Annotated in this window: 16 protein-coding genes; 10 read left to right on the forward strand and 6 right to left on the reverse strand. The window is 71.0% G+C overall.

Going from position 1 to position 17,357, the window contains the following annotated elements; translation table 11 throughout:
* The 4 genes from D6689_12375 to D6689_12390 all read left to right on the forward strand — a co-directional run.
* The coding region (locus D6689_12375) for an alpha/beta hydrolase (GenBank protein RMH40850.1) at positions 1 to 809 on the forward strand (809 nt) is incomplete at its 5' end.
* A gap of 225 nt (positions 810 to 1,034) precedes the next feature.
* Positions 1,035 to 1,223, forward strand: coding sequence for a hypothetical protein (locus D6689_12380; GenBank protein ID RMH40851.1), 189 nt, complete (start codon positions 1,035 to 1,037; stop codon positions 1,221 to 1,223).
* A 165-nt stretch (positions 1,224 to 1,388) separates the two neighbouring features.
* On the forward strand, positions 1,389 to 1,970 hold the full coding sequence (locus D6689_12385) for a hypothetical protein (protein ID RMH40852.1): 582 nt from the start codon (positions 1,389 to 1,391) through the stop codon (positions 1,968 to 1,970).
* 58 nt (positions 1,971 to 2,028) lie between these two features.
* On the forward strand, positions 2,029 to 2,934 hold the full coding sequence (locus D6689_12390; protein RMH40853.1) for a MoxR family ATPase: 906 nt from the start codon (positions 2,029 to 2,031) through the stop codon (positions 2,932 to 2,934).
* Here D6689_12390 and D6689_12395 read toward each other — a convergent pair.
* The 3 genes from D6689_12395 to lon all read right to left on the reverse strand — a co-directional run bounded on the left by D6689_12395 (position 2,864) and on the right by lon (position 8,405).
* Positions 2,864 to 3,763 carry a hypothetical protein gene (locus D6689_12395; protein ID RMH40854.1) on the reverse strand — a complete coding sequence of 300 codons (900 nt, stop codon included), beginning with the start codon at positions 3,761 to 3,763 and terminating at the stop codon, positions 2,864 to 2,866. The two genes, D6689_12390 and D6689_12395, sit on opposite strands and share 71 nt — an antisense overlap.
* Before the next feature lie 111 nt (positions 3,764 to 3,874).
* Positions 3,875 to 5,803: a molecular chaperone DnaK gene (gene dnaK / locus D6689_12400; GenBank protein RMH40855.1), complete on the reverse strand. Its 1,929-nt coding sequence runs from the start codon at positions 5,801 to 5,803 to the stop codon at positions 3,875 to 3,877.
* Positions 5,804 to 5,936: 133 nt separating this feature from the next.
* Positions 5,937 to 8,405 (reverse strand): endopeptidase La, encoded by a 2,469-nt coding sequence (gene lon / locus D6689_12405; protein ID RMH40856.1) that lies wholly within the window; start codon positions 8,403 to 8,405, stop codon positions 5,937 to 5,939.
* Between the two features lie 116 nt (positions 8,406 to 8,521).
* On the opposite strand from lon, the gene D6689_12410 reads away from it, so the two are divergent.
* The 4 genes from D6689_12410 to D6689_12425 all read left to right on the forward strand — a co-directional run bounded on the left by D6689_12410 (position 8,522) and on the right by D6689_12425 (position 12,443).
* Positions 8,522 to 9,265, forward strand: coding sequence for a FadR family transcriptional regulator (locus D6689_12410; GenBank protein RMH40857.1), 744 nt, complete (start codon positions 8,522 to 8,524; stop codon positions 9,263 to 9,265).
* A 382-nt stretch (positions 9,266 to 9,647) separates the two neighbouring features.
* Positions 9,648 to 11,390: an FAD-dependent oxidoreductase gene (locus D6689_12415; protein ID RMH40858.1), complete on the forward strand. Its 1,743-nt coding sequence runs from the start codon at positions 9,648 to 9,650 to the stop codon at positions 11,388 to 11,390.
* Complete coding sequence (locus D6689_12420) at positions 11,387 to 11,971, forward strand: hypothetical protein (GenBank protein RMH40859.1); 585 nt, start codon at positions 11,387 to 11,389, stop codon at positions 11,969 to 11,971. Before D6689_12415 ends, D6689_12420 begins: the two co-directional genes overlap by 4 nt.
* A 22-nt stretch (positions 11,972 to 11,993) precedes the next feature.
* Positions 11,994 to 12,443: a DUF309 domain-containing protein gene (locus tag D6689_12425; protein RMH40860.1), complete on the forward strand. Its 450-nt coding sequence runs from the start codon at positions 11,994 to 11,996 to the stop codon at positions 12,441 to 12,443.
* Between the two features lie 10 nt (positions 12,444 to 12,453).
* Here the strand turns inward: D6689_12425 and D6689_12430 are convergent, their stop codons facing one another.
* The gene (locus D6689_12430; GenBank protein ID RMH40861.1) at positions 12,454 to 13,203 is read right to left on the reverse strand and encodes a hypothetical protein; all 750 of its coding nucleotides are present in this window, start codon (positions 13,201 to 13,203) and stop codon (positions 12,454 to 12,456) included.
* Positions 13,204 to 13,351: 148 nt separating this feature from the next.
* Positions 13,352 to 14,077: a hypothetical protein gene (locus D6689_12435; protein ID RMH40862.1), complete on the reverse strand. Its 726-nt coding sequence runs from the start codon at positions 14,075 to 14,077 to the stop codon at positions 13,352 to 13,354.
* Positions 14,078 to 14,122: 45 nt separating this feature from the next.
* On the opposite strand from D6689_12435, the gene D6689_12440 reads away from it, so the two are divergent.
* Together D6689_12440 and D6689_12445 are read left to right on the forward strand one after the other, a co-directional pair.
* Positions 14,123 to 14,788 carry a hypothetical protein gene (locus tag D6689_12440; GenBank protein RMH40863.1) on the forward strand — a complete coding sequence of 222 codons (666 nt, stop codon included), beginning with the start codon at positions 14,123 to 14,125 and terminating at the stop codon, positions 14,786 to 14,788.
* A gap of 9 nt (positions 14,789 to 14,797) precedes the next feature.
* Positions 14,798 to 16,786, forward strand: a complete 1,989-nt coding sequence (locus D6689_12445) for an FHA domain-containing protein (protein ID RMH40864.1) — start codon at positions 14,798 to 14,800, stop codon at positions 16,784 to 16,786.
* Positions 16,787 to 16,879: 93 nt separating this feature from the next.
* On the opposite strand, the gene D6689_12450 is transcribed toward D6689_12445, so the two are convergent.
* Positions 16,880 to 17,158, reverse strand: a complete 279-nt coding sequence (locus tag D6689_12450; protein ID RMH40865.1) for an RNA-binding protein — start codon at positions 17,156 to 17,158, stop codon at positions 16,880 to 16,882.
* Between the last annotated feature and the right edge of the window lie 199 nt (positions 17,159 to 17,357).

Consider the following 17,357-nt stretch of genomic DNA (forward strand, 5'->3'; position numbering starts at 1 on the left):
ACGACTTCCACTGCATCGCGCCCGATCTGATGGGTCTGGGCGACACCGAGGTCGATCCGAAGACCACGCGGTTCGACATGGCGAGCCAGGCCGAGATGCTGATCGAGGTGATGGCCACGCTCGGCTACGACGAGTTCGCGATCGTGTGTCACGACCAGGGCGGCGCGGCGGCGCAGCACATCGCCGCCAACGTGCCGCAGCGGATCACTGCGCTCGTGCTCACCGACTGCGTGTGTTACGACAACTGGCCGGTGCCGGTGATCCGCAGGCTGCAGAGCCGGATGCGCAGCCGGTTCGTGTCCGAGTTGATCGCGCGAGGTCATCTCGGGGAGTGGGTCGAGACGCGCACGCGACTGTCGGCGTTCCGGCGCGGCGTATACGAACCCCGCAAGCTCTCCGACGACGCGATCCGCGAGTACCTGCGGCCGCTGCGCACGCACGCCGGACGCGAGCGATTCCGCCAGTTCCTCCTCGCCGGCGACTCCCGCTATACGCAGCTCGCCGTCGACGGGTTGCGCCGGTTCGAAAAGCCCACGTTCGTGATCTGGGCCGCCGAAGACCGATACCTGTCGCCGTCGTGGGGGCAGACGCTGGCCGACGACATCCCCGGGGCCGTCGGAGTGCGCCTGGTGCCGTTTTGCGGCCACTTCTGGCAGGAGGAGCGCCCGGCCGAGTTCGCGTCGCACATCGGCGCGTTCTTGACCGAGCACCTCGCCGACCGAGTCGTCGAAGGCGACGGCGCCGTGCGTCGAGGCAAACCGGTGTGCGCCGGCGCCACCGGCTACAAGAAACCGCCGGTGACGGTCTGACGGAGGACGCGATGCTCGCCAACCAGATCCTGTTCACGACGCCCGCGTACCCGTACCCGACGCTGCCGGCCAACGACTCGCTCACCGACGCGACACGCGATCGACCGCGACGCGGCCAACGGCGTCATGCGCCGGCGCGCGTGCTCGAGTGAAGCCGGAGACACCGGCGATGGGACGCGACCGGCGCGCGCCCGCGCGCGGAGGACCGGCGCCGGCGATCGGCTGGTGGATGTCCCCGGCGCGGCGATGTGGGTCGGCGAGGACGGCGATGCCGCGGTCGGGCCGCCGGCCGCCGCGCCGATTGCTTCCGGCGCGCCCGGGCCGACGTCGCTGCCACCGCGGGCGCGCGCGGTCGTCCCGATGGGGCCCCACGGCGGCGCGCCGGAAGCGCGCCCTGGGGAGGCCATCTGCTGATACAGTGGCGTGCGCCGTGCTCGACCGGGCGATATCGCGCAAATCCGAGCAGCGCCGCATGCTCCCAGCGACGGCGCGTGCGACCGAGGCGCAACGTGGCGACCGAACGCGAGCGCGCGCGGTCGACACGAACCGTGCACCTCGTGGGGATCGACGGGCGAAGCGATGAGGCTCACGCGGTGGCCGGTCGCGGTGCTGGTCGGCGCGGCGGTCGCCGGGGGGACGGCGACCGCCGACATCGACGGCGACCGGTTCTCGGCGGACCGCTACGGTCAGACGATCGAAGTCACGGCACCGCGCAACTGGACGCCGAGCCAACGGCGCGGGTACCCGAGCGTACTGCTGTGGCTCACCCGGCGCGATCCGCCCGGCCGCATGTTGCTGTCCGCCGAACGGCTCGCGCGCCGCACCGATGCCGCGCGCTACGCGGCGCGCGCGAAAACCGCGCTCGAAGCGCTGGGCTTCGCGGTGCGGCCGCCGCAGCTGCACGCCCAGACGGGCGCGTACTGGTTCGACTTCGACAACGGCAAGACGTTCCTCCGGCAAGCGGTGCTCGTCGTCGGCGACGTCGGCTACGCGCTGACCCTGGCGGCGCCCGACAGCCGCACCCGCGGCCAGCATTTACGCGCATTCGATGCCGCGTTGCGCAGCGTGCGGGTGCGCCGCAGTTCGACCGCGTCGGCCGGGGCCGGGCCGGTCGACCGCGACGCCGGCGTGCCGCCGCGCGACGCCGGCGCGCCGCCGTGATCGCCCTCCCCCTCGGTCGCCGCGTGCGCGTCGCCGGCGCGTTGTGTACGGTAGCGGCATGTTCGACAGCATCGACGCGGTCACCCACGCACTTCGCCAGACCGGCTACATCGCTGACCGGGCGCTGGCGACGACCGTGTTCCTCGCCGGGCGGCTCGGCAAGCCGATCCTGGCGGAAGGTCCGGCGGGTGTCGGCAAGACCGAGTTGGCCAAAGCCGTCGCATCGGCGCTGGGGACCGACCTGATTCGCCTCCAGTGCTACGAGGGGCTGGACGAAGCCAAGACCTTGTACGAGTGGAAGTACGCGAAGCAGCTACTGTATACGCAACTTCTTCGCGACCACATCGACGCCGTCATCGGCGGGGCGACTTCCCTTGCCGACGCGGTGGAGCGGATCGCCAGCGAGCAAGACGCATTCTTTTCCGACCGCTTTCTCCAGGAGCGCCCGCTGCTGCAGGCGATCCGAGCCGATCGCCAGACCGTGCTGCTCATCGACGAGGTCGACCGTGCCGAGGACGAACTCGAGGCATTCTTCTTGGAGGTGTTGGCCGAGTTCCAGGTGACCGTGCCCGAACTCGGCACGCTACGCGCGCGCCACCGCCCGTTCGTCGTGCTCACGTCGAACAACACGCGCGAGCTGTCGGACGCGCTGCGGCGGCGCTGCCTGCACCTGTGGATGGACTATCCGTCGGCCGCGCGCGAAGCGGAGATCCTGCAGGCGCGCGTTCCCGAGATCGGCGCTCAGCTCGCCGGCCAGGTCGCCGACTTCGTTCACAAGCTGCGCGCGCTCGATCTGAAGAAGGCGCCGAGCATCTCGGAGACGATCGACTGGGCGCGGGCCTTGACCGTCCTCGCGACCGAGCAACTCGGCGAGGACGTCGTACGCGACACGCTCAACGTGCTGCTGAAGTACGAGGGGGACCGGGAAGCGGCGGAGGAAAAGCTAGGCTCCATGCTCGAGTGAGCCGGCCGAACGCAAATCCGACCGGGGCGCCGGCCGCCGGGCGCCGGACCGCGCGGCCGTGCGCGCCGGCGGGCGCGGGCTCGGCGGCGACGAGTTCATACTTGTACAGCTTCTTCTTCCACCGCAGCGGACCGCGGTCCGAACAGCCCAGCGGCCGATCCGACGGCGCGCAATAGATCCGCACGTGAAAGTGATCGTCGTGGGGCGCGGCGTCGCTCGGTTGGCGCAGCAGCGCGGCGGCGCGCGCCACGCGGTCGGGCGGTTCGCCGGCCGCGCGAGCGTGGTCCAACAGCAGCAGCCTCAACGGCTCGGCGACGAAGATGTATTGCACGTCGGCGGCGGGGTCGTCGATCAGCGCGCGAACGAGCGCCCAGTTGCGCGCGGTGTCGAACCGCAGGCCGTCGCGCGTGTGGCCGTCGGCGTCGACGGGACGCATCTCGCCGTTGCGGACGGGGCGACCGGTCGCATCGACCAGATAGAACAACAGGTCGATGTCGCGGCCGCTCTGGTGGGACCGGTGGAACCGGCTCGGCCCGCCGCCGCGCGGCGACAGGTCGGCGACTCCGAGCGGCGGCCCGTTCGGCTGCTCGCGACGGAGCCGCCTGGCCACCCGCACGACGAGCGCGACCGCCTCGTCGGTGCCGTACAGCGCGCCGCGGTCGACCCAGCGCGGCGGCACCCAGTAGCCGTCGCCGCGCGGCGGCAGCCGGACCCCGCGCGTGAGCATACCGGCGTTGCCGCGGCCGAACGACACCGACGTCCCGTCGTCGACGAGGCCGTACTGCGCACAGCCCATGGCCGCCGCGCACACGAGGCACCACGCGCGCACGTCGTCGATTGTACCGCACGCGCGCGCCGAGGCCGAAACCGCACCGAGGGTGCGGCGGTGTGCCACACCCTCGGTGGGACGGCGCGCCTGGCGCCGCGGCCTGGTTCGGCGTCAGTTGGTCTCCTCGAACTCCGCGTCGATGACGTCGCCGTCGCCGGAACTCGACGCCGAATCCGCAGGCGGCTGATCCTGGGGCGCGTGGCCGTTGCCGCCGTCACCGGCCTGACTGCTCCGGTACATCGCCTCGGCCACCTTGTGTGCCGCCTGCTGCAGCGACTCGAGCGCCGCCTTCAGCTCGGTCGGGTCCGTCGGCTCCTTGTTGCGCTCGAGCACCGCCTCCGCGTTCTTGAACTCCTCCTCGACGCGGAGCTTGTCCTCGGCCGGGATCTTGTCGGAGTTTTCGTCGACCAGCTTGCGCGTGTTGTACAGCAGCGAGTCGAGTTGGTTGCGCGCCTCGATCGCCTCGCGCCGCGCCTTGTCCTCGGCCTCGTGCTGCTCGGCCTCCTTGACCATCCGCTCGATCTCGGCCTCGGACAGGCCGGACGACGCCGTGATCGTGATGTGCTGCTCCTTGCCGGTCGCCTTGTCCTTGGCGCTCACGTTGAGGATGCCGTTGGCGTCGATGTCGAACGTGACCTCGATCTGAGGCACGCCGCGCGGCGCCGGCGGAATGCCGTCGAGATGGAACTTGCCGAGCATGCGGTTGTCCTTCGCCAGCGGCCGCTCGCCCTGCAGCACGTGCACCTCGACGGACGTCTGGTTGTCGGCCGCGGTCGAGAAGATCTCGGACTTGCGGGTCGGAATGGTCGTATTGCGCGGGATCAGCACCGTGCTCACGCCGCCGAGCGTCTCGATCGACAAAGACAGCGGGGTGACGTCGAGCAGCAGGATGTCCTTGACGTCGCCGGCGAGCACGCCGCCCTGCACCGCCGCGCCGAGCGCGACGACCTCGTCCGGGTTGACGCCCTTGTGCGGCTCGCGGCCGAAGAACTCGGCGACCTTGCGCTGCACCAGCGGCATGCGCGTCATCCCGCCGACGAGCACGACCTCGCCGATGTCCGACGGCTTCTTGCCCGCGTCAGCGAGCGCCTTCTTGCACGGCTCGATCGTCCGCTCGACGAGGTGCGCGACCATCTGCTCGAGCTTCGACCGCGACAGCTTCATGACCAGGTGCTTGGGCCCGGAGGCGTCCGCGGTGAGGAACGGCAGGTTGATCTCCGTCTCCTGCGCGGTGGACAGCTCGATCTTGGCCTTCTCCGCGGCCTCCTTGAGCCGCTGGAGCACCATCTTGTCGTTGGACACGTCGATGCCGGTGTCCTTGCGGAACTCGTCGATCAGCCACTTCATCACCACCTGGTCGAAGTCGTCGCCGCCCAGGTGGGTGTCGCCGTTGGTCGACACGACCTCCACGACCTTGTCGCCCACCTCGAGAATCGAAATGTCGAAGGTACCGCCACCGAGGTCGTACACCGCGACGAGGTGATCCTTGGACTTGTCGAGCCCGTACGCCAGAGCGGCAGCCGTTGGCTCGTTGACGATGCGCTTGACGTCCAGTCCGGCGATGCGCCCCGCGTCCTTCGTCGCCTGTCGCTGCGAGTCGTTGAAGTACGCCGGGACGGTGATCACCGCCTCCTTCACCTCCTCGCCGAGGTATTCCTCGGCCGCCCGCTTGAGCTTCATCAGCACCCGCGCCGAGATCTCCTGCGGCGAGTACTTTTTGCCTCGCACCTCGATCGCGCAGTCTCCGTTGGGCGCGCGAACCACCTTGTAGGGCAGCCGCTTGATCTCGTCTTGCGTCTCGGGCTCGTCGAAGCGGCGCCCGATGAGCCGTTTGACCGAGAAGATCGTGTTCTCGGGGTTGGTGATCGCCTGCCGGCGCGCAATCTGGCCGACGAGCACGTCGCCCTTGTCGTCGAACGCGACGACGGACGGCGTGAGGCGGCCGCCCTCCTCGTTGGTAATGATCTTGGGCTCTTTGCCCTCCATCACCGCGACGGCACTGTTGGTGGTACCGAGGTCGATGCCGATGATCTTGCCCATGGCGGAATTCCCTCTCTCTCTTGCGTGGTCTCGGGGGTAGGTCGCGAAAATCGCGAGGATGTGATTACGGTTTGTAACGGACGCCACAGAACGTAATCACGCCCCCCCGCACCGTCAATAGCGCGCGGCGCCGCTACGCCGGAGGTTGCGTGGTCGGCTCCGACCCGCCGGGGCCGCGGGCCTTGCCCGATGCGTCGATCACGACCGGCGACGGCGCCTTGTCCGCCAGCCCCTTGAGCGCGTCGGGCAGTTCCGTGAGCGCCAGCGGCAGCACCTCGTCCATGTGCTTGATCGGGATGATCTCCAGCTCCTCCCGCGCCTGTTCCGGGACGTCGACCAGGTCCTTGACGTTGCGCTCCGGGATGAGCACGCGCTTGATCCCCGCCCGGTGTGCGGCGAGCAGCTTCTCCTTGATGCCGCCGACCTGAAGCACGTTGCCGCGCAGCGTGATCTCGCCCGTCATCGCGGTGTCCGGGCGCACCGTCTTGCCCGTGAGCAGAGACACCAGCGCGGTGTACATGGTCACGCCCGCCGACGGACCGTCCTTCGGCACGCTGCCCGCGGGCACGTGGACGTGCAGGTCGGTCTTCTCGAGGAAATTGCCGTCCCCGAGGCCGAGCTCCTTGGCGCGGCTGCGGATGAACGACAGCGCCGCGGTCGCGGACTCCTTCATCACCTCGCCGAGCTGTCCGGTCAACGTGAGCTTGCCGGTGCCCGGCATCCGCGTGGCCTCGATGAACAGGATGTCGCCGCCGACGGCCGTCCAGGCCAGTCCGGTGGCGACGCCCGGCGTGGACGTTCGGTCCGCGACCTCGCTCACGAACTTGATCGGGCCGAGGTACTCCTCGACGGCCGCCGCATCGATCACCTGTTTGCCGGTGACGGTCCCGTCGGCCACCTTGACGGCGACGCCGCGGCACACGTTCGCGATCTCGCGCGACAGGTTGCGCACGCCGGCCTCGCGCGTGTAGTTGTCGATGATCCGGTCGATCGCTTCGTCGGTGAACTCGACCTGGTCCGGCGACAGCCCGTGCTCCTCGAGCTGCTTGGGCACGAGGAACGACCGCGCGATGTGCAGCTTCTCCACCGGCGTGTAGCCGGGCAACTCGATGATCTCGAGCCGGTCGCGCAGCGCCCAGGGGATCGGGTCGAGCTGGTTCGCCGTCGCGATGAACATCACCTTCGACAGATCGAACGTGACCTCGAGGTAGTGGTCGCTGAACGTGCTGTTCTGTTCGGGGTCGAGCACCTCGAGCAGCGCCGACGCCGGGTCGCCGCGGAAGTCGTGCCCGAGCTTGTCGATTTCGTCGAGCACGAACACCGGGTTGTTCGTGCCGGCCTTCTTGATGCCCTGGATGATCCGGCCCGGCAACGAGCCGACGTACGTGCGCCGGTGACCGCGAATCTCGGCCTCGTCGCGGACGCCGCCGAGCGACACGCGCACGAATTCGCGCCCGATCGCGCGCGCGATCGACCGGCCGAGCGAGGTCTTGCCGACGCCGGGCGGACCGGACAGGCACAGGATGGGGCCCTTCTTGTCCGCCTTGAGCTTGCGCACCGCCATGTACTCGACGATGCGCTTTTTGACCTTGTCGAGATCGTAGTGGTCCTCGTCGAGCACCTGGCGGACCGTCGCCAGGTCGATGCGATCCTCGGTGCTCTTGGACCACGGCAACTCGACCAGCCACTCGAGGTACGTGCGCGTGACCGTGTACTCGGCCGACGACGGCTGCATGCCCTTGAGCCGGTCGAGCTGCTTGAGCGCCATCTTCTCGGCTTCCTCGGGCATCTTGGCGGCGGCGATCTTCTCGCGGAAGTCGTCGATGTCGCCGCCGGCGTCGTCGAGTTCGCCGAGTTCCTCCTTGATCGCCTTGAGCTGTTGCCGCAGCACGTACTCGCGCTGATTGCGGCCCATCTCCTCCTGGACCTGGGTGTTGATGCGCTCGCGGACCTTCAGCACCTCGAGCTGCCGCGACAGGAACTGCAGCACGGCGCGCATGCGGTCCTTGAGGTCGAACGTCTCGAGGATCTGCTGCTTCTCGGCGACCTCGAGTTCGAGGTTCGACGTGATGAGGTCCGCGAGGTGGCCGGGCTCCGTGACGCTGTCGACCAGCGCGCCCGCCTCCTTGGGCAGCTCGGGCATCAGCTTGACGACCCGCTTGGCGATGTCCTTGAGGTTCATCACCAGCGCGTCGAGTTCGACGTCGGAGGTCTGCGGGTCGGGAACCGGCTTCACCCGCGCCGTGATGAACGGCTCGGTGCTCTCGAGGCGCTCGACCTGGACGCGCGCGACCCCCTGCAGGATCACGCTGAAGTTGTCCTTGGCGAGCTTGATGACCTTCAGGATGCGGGCGGCGCAGCCGACGCCGTACAGGTCGTCCTCCCCGGGGTCTTCCGTGCGCGCGTCCTTCTGCGTGAGGATGCCGATGACCGGGCGCTCCCGCGAGATCGCGTCCTCGATGAGCCGGACCGATTTGCGGCGGCCCACGTCGATCGGAATGATGGACCCGGGGAACAGAACCGAGTTCCGCAGCGGGAGGACCGGAATGACCTCCGGGATTTCCACGGAGGATTCGCCACCGGATTTCGCAGTCTTCGTCATGTCGGGTCAACGTATTGCGCGCCCGAGCCGCCGTCAACGTCACCCGCCACGTTCGATGGGGCTTGACAGCGAGGACGGAGCGCGATAGTAATCGGTCAGACCAGTTGGTAAGACCAATGCCTCCGGTTGCCGCCGAGTCCGCCGCCCCCGCCGAGTCCGCCGCCGACGCCGTGTTCGAGGCGATCCTGGCCGGCATCGTACGCGGCGACTACCCGCCGCGATCGCGCTTGCCGGCCGAGCGCGACCTGGCGCGCCAGCTCGGCGCGAGTCGACCGACGTTGCGCGAGGCGCTCGGCCGGCTCGCCGAGTGGAACCTCGTCGAGGCGCGGCGCGGGTCCGGCGTGGTCGTGCGCGACCGCAGCGACTGGTCGATCGAGGTGCTGCCGGCATTTTTGCGCTACGGCGGCGGCTCGGTGCCGCCGCGCGAGCTGGTGCAGATGATCGACGACCTGCTGGCCCTGCGCCGCGCGCTCGTCGTCGAGGTGGTCGCGCTCGTCGCGCCGCGCGTCGACGCGGCGCGACTGGCAGCGGCGCGCGATGCCGCCGAACGCGCGTGGCGAGCGAGGGATGACGCCGCGGCGTTCGCGCGCGACGACTTTGCGCTCATCCGCGCAATCGTCGATGCGGCCGGGTTCTTGCCCGGCGTGTGGTTGATCAACCGCCTCGCCGGGGTCTACCTGGACCTCGCCCGCACCATCACCGGCGCCGCGCCGCCGCCGGACGACTATCTCGACACGGCCACATCACTGATCGACGCGCTCGCCCGCGGCGACGCGACCGGCGCCGTCGCGATCGAACGCGCCTATCTCGAACGCCACGACGCGCGCCTGCTCGCGCGCATCCGAGGAGACAGCCGATGAGCGACCTCGCCGACTACCGCCATGGCCCCGCCACCCGCCGCCTGCTGCGCTCGCTGATCGCGGTCGTGTGCCCGCCCGAAGCCGAATCGCTCGGCGTCGTCGACCAGGTCATCGACGAGAGCGAGCTGAGCATGCGGTCGATGCCGCCGGTCGTGCGCGCCATGCTGCGCGCCGGCATGACGACCTACGACCTCGCCGCGGTCGCGCGCTACGGGCGCCGCGCATCGGCGCTGCCGGCGGACGCGGCGCACGCGTGGTTCGACTGGTGGGCCCATGGGTTGCCGCTGCAACGACAGTTCGCCAAGGGCATCAAGGCGCTGCTGGCGATGAGCTACTACGAGCTGCCCGCGGTGCGCGCGACGCTCGACTACACGCCGGAGCAATGGATCGAAAAGGTCAAGCGCCGCCGGCTCGAGCAGTATCGCGACGACATCGCCGCGCACGAGCGCACCATCTTCGAACCGGACCCGATCCCGCTGCCGTCCGAGGTCGCGCGGCGCACCGAGGCGTCCGTCCAGCTCGCCGATCGCAAGGAGGCGTCCCGATGACCGCCGCCGCCGCGCCGGATCCGCGCATTCACGGCTATACGCACGCGCGCCGCCCGCCCGGCGTGTTCGGCCGCGAGGACTTCTACGGCGACACGGTCCTCGGCTGCGACGTCGTCGTCGTCGGCTCGGGCGCCGGCGGCGCGACGGCCGCCGCCGAACTCGCCGAAGCCGGCTTCGACGTGATCGTGCTCGAGGAAGGCAGCTACTACGGCACGGGCGACTTCACGCCCAACGCGCTCGACATGATCCGCAAGATGTACCGCGACGGCGGCGCGAGCGCGGCGATCGGACGGCCGCCGATCCTGTTTCAGGAGGGCCGCACCGTCGGCGGCTCGGCGGTCGTCAACGGCGGCATGTCCTGGCGCACGCCGCCGCGGGTGCTCGACCACTGGCGGCGCGAGTTCGGCCTCGACGGCGTGAGCCCGGCCGCGCTCGAGCCCTACTTCGAGCGCGTCGAGCGCCGCATCCACGTCGCCTACCAGGATCCGGAGACGATCGGCCGCGACAACCAGCTGCTCAAACAGGGCGCCGACAAACTCGGCTGGCGGATCGAGCCGAACTTGCGCAATCAACTTCATTGTGCCGGGAGCAACAACTGCGCGTTCGGCTGCCCGACCGGCGCCAAGCAATCCACGCTCGTCACGTACATCCCGCGGGCTCTCCACTTTGGCGCGCGCGTCTACTCCAACGTCCGCGTCGACCGGATCGCCCACCGCGGAAAGCGCGCGACCGGCGTCGTCGGCCACGTCGTGCGCGAGAACGGCACGCGCGGGTTCCGCGTCGTCGTGCGCGCCAAACTGGTGATCGCCGCGTGCGGCTCCATCCACACGCCGGCGCTGCTCGCGCGCAGCGGCGTCCGGTCGCCGTCCGGCCAGCTCGGCCGCAATCTGAGCATGCACCCGAACGTGAAGGTGGTCGCGCTGTTCGACGAGGAAATGCGCGGCTGGGAGGGCGTGCACCAGGCCTACCAGATCCGAGAATTCGCGCCGTACGGCATCCAGACGCTGGCCGCCGTCAACGTGCCGCCGAGCATCCTCGCGATGGGAATGCACGGCTACGGCGCCGAACTCGGCGACATCATGCGCGACTACAAGCGCTGCGTCGTCGCCGGGCTATTGTGCGAAGACAGCCGCTACGGCCACGTCAAGGTCGTGGCGGGGCGGCCGGTGGCGTTTTACGACCTCGCGCCCGCCGACTTCGACCGCATCAAGATGGGCGCGGCGCGCCTGTGCGAGCTGCTGTTCGAGGTGGGGGCCCACACGATCTACACGCCGTTTTCCGGCATGGAAGTGGTCCGCTCGTCCGACGACGCGCGGCGCATCGAGTCGGCGCCGATCCCGCGCGAGCGCACCGAGGTCGTGACCGTCCACATGATGGGCACGGCGCGCATGGGCGCTCGCCGCTCCGCGGCGGTGACCGACGAATTCGGCCGCGTCTACGACACCGAGGGCCTGTTCGTGTGCGACGCGAGCCTGTTTCCGAGCGCGGTCGGAGTCAATCCCTGCGAGACGATTCAGACCCTGTCGACCCGCAACGCGGCGCACATCATCGAGAATCGCGGGAGGTACCTGCAATGAGACACGAAGCCCCATCGGCCGGCGCCACGACCAACCGCCCGAGCGCGCGCGTCCTCGAACTCGAGCGCATGTCGCCGGCCGACCTCGAGCGCCTGTTCGTCGACGGCGCGACGCCCGACCCGGACGCCCTCGCCGGGTGGGAGTTCCGCGGCCTCAACACGCCGAGTTACTTCAAGCTGCTCGGCATCAAGAAGTTCATCAAGGGCTTCTTCCGCAAAAACGGCGACCTGTACGGCTACAACTGTCCGGTCGTGCAAAACGCGATCGACGGGCCGTGGATCGCCAAGCCGAGCGACGATCAGCCCAAGCGGTTCGGCTTCTATCGCGTCGACCGGGTCGACCCGACGGCGCGCGACAACGCCTACCTGCACGCGTTGCTGCTCGACTACGGCCGCGGCGACAACCCGCGGCTCGACCCGTCGCGCGGGCTGCGCGACTACCTCGTCCAGCCCGACCGCGACAACCCGGACCTGTACCTCGGCAAGGCGTACTACGCGGTCGGCCGGCTGCGCGTCCCGACGCGCAGCTTCTTCATCCTCGAGCGCCACCGGCCCGGCCTCGGCGACGTCGTCTACCGGTGACCGCACCGCGGCCGCTGCCGCCATGTCGCCCCCGGGTCGCCCGCCGCCTCGCTACACGTCCCGACCGCTGCCGCCGTACGCGTTCTTGCCGGGCCGCGCGCCCCACCCGACTCGCGATCCGCGCGGGCACAGCTACGGCGTCGCCGCGCGCGCCGACTACCTGCCGGCGGATCGTTGGCGCGACAACGACATGTACCTGTGGGGCATCGACCTGCTGAACGCCGGCTATCCGTGGGAGGCGCACGAGGCGTGGGAGGCGGTGTGGACCGCGTGCCGCGCCGCGGGCGACGCCGACCAGGCGGCGTTCGTCCAGGGGTTGATCCAGCTCGCCGCGGCGGAGGTGCACGAGCGCCTCGGCGAGCCCGACCGCGCCGCGCGCATCCGCGCGCGCGCCCGCGCCAAGCTCGCCGCCGCGCCCGCCGGCTACCTGGGACTCGCGTCGCGCACGCCGCCGCTGCTGCTCGCCGAGTGACCGGCCGACATCACCGATCGCGGACGAGATCCTGCGCGCGCCCGAGCACCGCGGCGGCGATGTCGTCGCGCTCGCTGCGGACGACGACGGCGATCGCGTCGCCGGTGTCGACGACCTCGACGGCGACCGACGGCAACACGGCCGGGCAGTACGGCATGAAGTCGGTCGGGTAGCCGAGCGCGGCCGCGCGCGCCATGTGGCAGGCGAGCGCCTTGCGCATCCATGCCACCGTGAGCCCCGGCACGCGCCGAAACAGCACCCGCGCGCCGCGCAGCGCGCCGCCTTCGCGGTACGGCTCGACCCGCAGGATGTCCGAGCGATGGTAGAACGGAGAGTGGCTGCGCTCGTCCGCGCCGAGGCCGGCGCAGTGGTCGCGCTCGGCCTCCTGCAGGGCGCGCGCGCGGGCTCGGTGGGCGGCGGCGATCTCTCGGTGGCGCATCGCCTCGCGGCGCTCGCGAGCGCTCGGACTGGTCAGCGCGGTCCAGCACGGGCGCAGAAGCTCGTAGCGCTCGCCGCCGGACTCCGCGACGCCCTCGAGCGGCTGGTCGAAGCAGCGCGTATCGGCGTTCGGATCCTGCTGCTCGCGCGACAGCGCGGCGGCCTCGTGCTGTTCCGCCGCGCGGTCGTGCGCGCGCGCCGCCTGGCGGTGCTCCGTCGCGCTCATCGGACGAGGAGCGAGGGCCGGGTCGCGCGGCGGCCGGCCGCAACCGGCCGCGGCGCCGACGGCCGCCGCGAGGAGGACCGTGCGAAGTGGGTGCATACAGCCGCAATGTGTGCACGATCGCGACCAACGCACAACCGCCGGCACCGCGTTCATCCACGCACGAGTTGCGCCGCGCGCCGGCCGCCGCGCACCGCGTGCGCGACCGCGGCGGCCGGCGGCCCGGACGATCGCGCGCCGCGCTCGCTCAGATCTCGACGATGCGCCACGGCGCACAGTCGAAGTGAAAGTGGTTCTTGTGGCCGGGCCACGCCGGGCCGAGCAGCACGCGGAAGACGTCGTCGCGGCCGACGAGTCGGTCGGTGAGCCGGCGCAGGAACTCGGCGTGGATCGCGTCGACGCCGCGGGTGCGGCCCCAGTGGTCGGCGACCCGCACGCGGAACGCACGGCGCAGGCGGCGGTGCGGCGCGGCGGCCCGCTCGCCGCGACCGCGCGCCGGGCCGAAGTCGAAGCCCGCGATGTCGATGCCGTTGCCGAGCGCGTGCTCCGACAGGTACGTCGGATAGCGGCGAATGCGGCGACAGTTGTACGTACCGATGTGGACGATCCGGCGCGGTGCCCGCCCGTAGACCTCGATCGCGACCTCGCGCACGATCCGCTCGAATTTCTCGAGCCGCTCGCGGAAGCCGACGTACACCCGCACCGGCTTGTGGTAGCGGATGACCGCGCCGCGATAGCGCACCATCGGCACCTTCGGGCAGATCACGCGCCCCGTCGGCGGCACGTACCGGGGCACGTCGTCGAGCCCGTAGCGGTCGTCCGCACCGCCCGCGCGCGCGTCCGCCGTCGCGCCGCCGCCGGCCGCCGCGACGGCCGGTGCCACGACCGCGATGGCCGCGACGACCGCGATGATTCCGCCGGGTGCGCGCATCGCCACGATCCGTTCAACGCGCGGCGGCGCGATTCGATTCACGGCGGCGAATTTCTGCGCCGCCGGCCGGCGCGGTACAATCTCTTCGTGCGCACGGCGGCGCTCTGTCTGGCTGCGGCGGCCTGCGCGGCCGATCCGGTCGTGATCGCGGTCACGCCGCTCGGTGCGACGCACGACACGGCGGGTCCGTACGGGGTGGACGCCGTCGTGGTCGGCGCCGCCGGCGCGCGCGTCGACCTTCGGTGGGGCACCGGCGACGGCGACCCGGCCGGGATGGCCCGCGCGCCGATGCAGGCCCGAGGCGACGACCTGTGGTTCGGCGCGATCCCGGGGCAGCCCGCCGGGACGGCCGTGTTCTACGCGGTCGAGGTCGTGCGCGACGGCGACGTCGTCGCCCGCGCGCCGGACGACGGGCTCGCGCGCGCGTTCGGCTTCCGCGTGCTGCGCCCCGACGGCGCGTGCGACGTCGACAGCGAGTGCGCGCTCGGCGCCGAGGTGTGCGCCGGCGGCCGATGCACGCCCCTGCCCGGCGTGTGCGCCGCGGACGCGGACTGCCCCGGCGGCTACGCGTGCGACGCAGCGACCGGCACGTGCGCCCTGCCCCCGCGGAGCTGCGCGACGGACGCCGACTGCCCGGCCAGCGACCGCTGCGACGCCGGCGCGTGCGTCCCGCGGCACCTGTGCGGCGACGCGGTCCCCTGCCCCGCCGGGTTTACCTGCAACCCGGCGCTGGGACGGTGTTTTTCGGAGTAGGCTGGCGGTATGGCTCTGTCGCGGCTGGTCGTCATCGAGGGCCCCGACGCGGGCGTCGAGTTCCCGATTCCCGCCCGCGGCGGCGGCATCGGCCGCGGCGACGACAACGCGATCCAGCTGTCGGACCTGTCGGTGTCGCGGTCGCACTGCACGATCGAGTTGATCGACGGCCGCCTCGCCCTCGTCGACAACAAGAGCACGAATCGCACGCTGGTCAACGGCAAGCCGATCACCGTGCACCTGCTCGAACAGGGCGACGAGATCGCAATCGGCAAGACACGGCTCGCGTTCATCCCGGGCGACGGCCCGAAATCGAAGCAGCGCACGATCAAGCCGAGCCGCGTGACGATGGAGATCGGCTCGGGCGAGCTGCTGCAGGTCGCGCGCGAGCAGGTGCTCGGACCCGACGGGCGCGCGCAGCGGCACCTCGCGGCGCTCGCGCGGCTCGGCGACGCGCTGCGCGCGGCGGGCGACCGGACGAGCGTGGCGCACGCGGCGTGCGACGTCGCCGCCGAGGCGCTCGCGGGCGACCGCGCGTTCGTGCTCGTGCGCGATGCGGCCGGCCGCATGATGCCGATCGGTTCGGCGGTGGCCGCGCGCGATCCGGACGGGACGAGCTACGACCTGGCGCCGGACGCGCTCGACAAAGTGATGTCCGAGCGCAAGGCGATCGCGCTCGAGCCGCGCGACGACGGCGGCCGCCGCGCGGTCGCCGCGCCGCTGATGTCGCGCAACGACGAGGCGCCGTTCGGCCTGCTGCTCGTCGACCGCCGGCCCGATTCGCCGCTGCCGGCGTGGGACGCGATCGACCTGATGGCGTGCGGCTGCATCGCGCAGCTCGTGTCGGCCGCGGTCGCCGGCGTCGAGGCGCGCGCCGCGCTCGCGAGCGAGAACCAGCGCGTCGTCGAGCGCTTTGGCGGGGGGTGGCACTTCATCGGCGACTCTCCGCCCGCCCGCCAGGTTCTCGAGTTCGTCGGCAAGGTCGGCCCGAGCGACGCGACGGTCCTGCTCGGCGGCGAGTCCGGCAGCGGCAAGGAGATGGTCGCTCGCGCGATTCATCAGGCGAGCCGCCGGCGCGACCAGGCGTTCATCGCGGTCAACTGCGCCGCGCTGACCGAGACGCTGCTCGAGTCCGAGCTCTTCGGCCACGAAAAAGGCGCGTTCACCGGCGCGACGGATCGCAAGCTCGGCCGATTCGAGCTGGCCGACAAGGGGACCCTGTTTCTCGACGAGGTCGGCGAGCTGAACCTCAATTGCCAGACCAAGTTCCTGCGCGTGCTCGAGGAGCAGGTGTTCGAGCGCGTCGGCGGCACCCGACCGATCCGCGTCGACGTGCGCGTCATCGCGGCGACCAACCGCGACCTCACCGACATGGTCCGGCGCGGCGCGTTTCGCGAGGATCTGTTTTACCGGCTCAGCGTCATCCACACGGTGGTGCCGCCGCTGCGCGCCCGGCGGGACGACATCCCGCTCCTCGCGGAGCACTTTCTGCAGATGCTCAGCGCGCAGGTGCCGCGGCGCATCGCCGGCTTCACCCCCGCGGCGCTCGCCGCGCTGCAGGCCCACCCGTGGCCCGGCAACGTGCGCGAGCTGCGCAACGCGGTCGAGTACGCGATCGTGCTCGGCACCGGCGAGTGGATCGACGCTTCCGACCTACCGCCCCACATCGCGGCGGCCGCGGCCGGAGCGCCCGCGCCGACGCCCGCCGTGGGCGTGCCGCCCGTTTCGGCCGCGGGCGTGCCGCCCGTCCCGGCCATGGGCGTGCCGCCCGTCCCGCCGGCCGCCGGCGCCCCGACTGCGGCGGCCGCGCCGCCGGTGGCCCCCATCGCGCCCGCCCCGCCGCCGGTGCGACCGAAATCCCTGCGCGAACTCGAGCGCGAGGGAATCATCGCCGCCCTGCGATCGACCGGCGGCAACAAGGCGCAGGCCGCTCAGCTGCTCGAGATCGACCGGTCCACCTTATATAAGAAGATAAAGGATTACGGCATCGACGTGTGAGCGCACCGGGTTCGCGCGCGCCTCGCACAAAAAAAAAACGGCGGAGCGTGCGCTCCGCCGTCTCCACGGCGCACCGAAGGGTGCGCGCTCGGACTACCAGCGACCGCGACCGCCGCCGCCGCGCTGCTTCGCGGTGGCGTGATCGCAGCGGATGGTGCGGCCGTCGAGGCTCGCCCCGTTCATCGCCTCGATCGCGCGATCGGCGTCCGCCGGCGCGTCGTAGGTGACGAACCCGAACCCGCGCGAGCGGCCCGTGTCGCGATCCGAGATCACCTTCGCCTCGAGAACCTGACCGTACGACGCGAATGCGTCCGCGAGGCCGCGATCGTCGGTGTCCCAGCTGAGGCCGCCTACAAATACCTTACTCGACATGAACTCTCCTGCTCCAGGTCCGCCTCGACGGGCGGACTCTCTCGATGGATGCGCGCTTGAACGGTAACGAATCGACTCGGCGCGCACCAACGAGGCAGAGCAGTTTGCTCAGCCGGCGAGACCCTTCGCTCGTCCTCTCTCAGGACGGCTCCCTTCTACCACTGCCGCGGCCCGCGACCAAGCGCTTTGTCGCGTTTTC

The organism is Deltaproteobacteria bacterium (assembly GCA_003696105.1).
GTDB lineage: Bacteria > Myxococcota_A > Polyangia > Haliangiales > J016 > J016.

Excerpts from the sequence above, each read along its gene's own strand:
- D6689_12385 (RMH40852.1), top strand. The coding sequence starts at position 1,389 with ATGAGGCTCACGCGGTGGCCGGTCGCGGTGCTGGTCGGCGCGGCGGTC.
- D6689_12390 (RMH40853.1), top strand. The coding sequence starts at position 2,029 with ATGTTCGACAGCATCGACGCGGTCACCCACGCACTTCGCCAGACCGGC.
- dnaK (RMH40855.1), bottom strand. The coding sequence starts at position 5,803 with ATGGGCAAGATCATCGGCATCGACCTCGGTACCACCAACAGTGCCGTC.
- lon (RMH40856.1), bottom strand. The coding sequence starts at position 8,405 with ATGACGAAGACTGCGAAATCCGGTGGCGAATCCTCCGTGGAAATCCCG.
- D6689_12410 (RMH40857.1), top strand. The coding sequence starts at position 8,522 with ATGCCTCCGGTTGCCGCCGAGTCCGCCGCCCCCGCCGAGTCCGCCGCC.
- D6689_12415 (RMH40858.1), top strand. The coding sequence starts at position 9,648 with ATGGATCGAAAAGGTCAAGCGCCGCCGGCTCGAGCAGTATCGCGACGA.
- D6689_12420 (RMH40859.1), top strand. The coding sequence starts at position 11,387 with ATGAGACACGAAGCCCCATCGGCCGGCGCCACGACCAACCGCCCGAGC.
- D6689_12425 (RMH40860.1), top strand. The coding sequence starts at position 11,994 with ATGTCGCCCCCGGGTCGCCCGCCGCCTCGCTACACGTCCCGACCGCTG.
- D6689_12430 (RMH40861.1), bottom strand. The coding sequence starts at position 13,203 with ATGCACCCACTTCGCACGGTCCTCCTCGCGGCGGCCGTCGGCGCCGCG.
- D6689_12445 (RMH40864.1), top strand. The coding sequence starts at position 14,798 with ATGGCTCTGTCGCGGCTGGTCGTCATCGAGGGCCCCGACGCGGGCGTC.
- D6689_12450 (RMH40865.1), bottom strand. The coding sequence starts at position 17,158 with ATGTCGAGTAAGGTATTTGTAGGCGGCCTCAGCTGGGACACCGACGAT.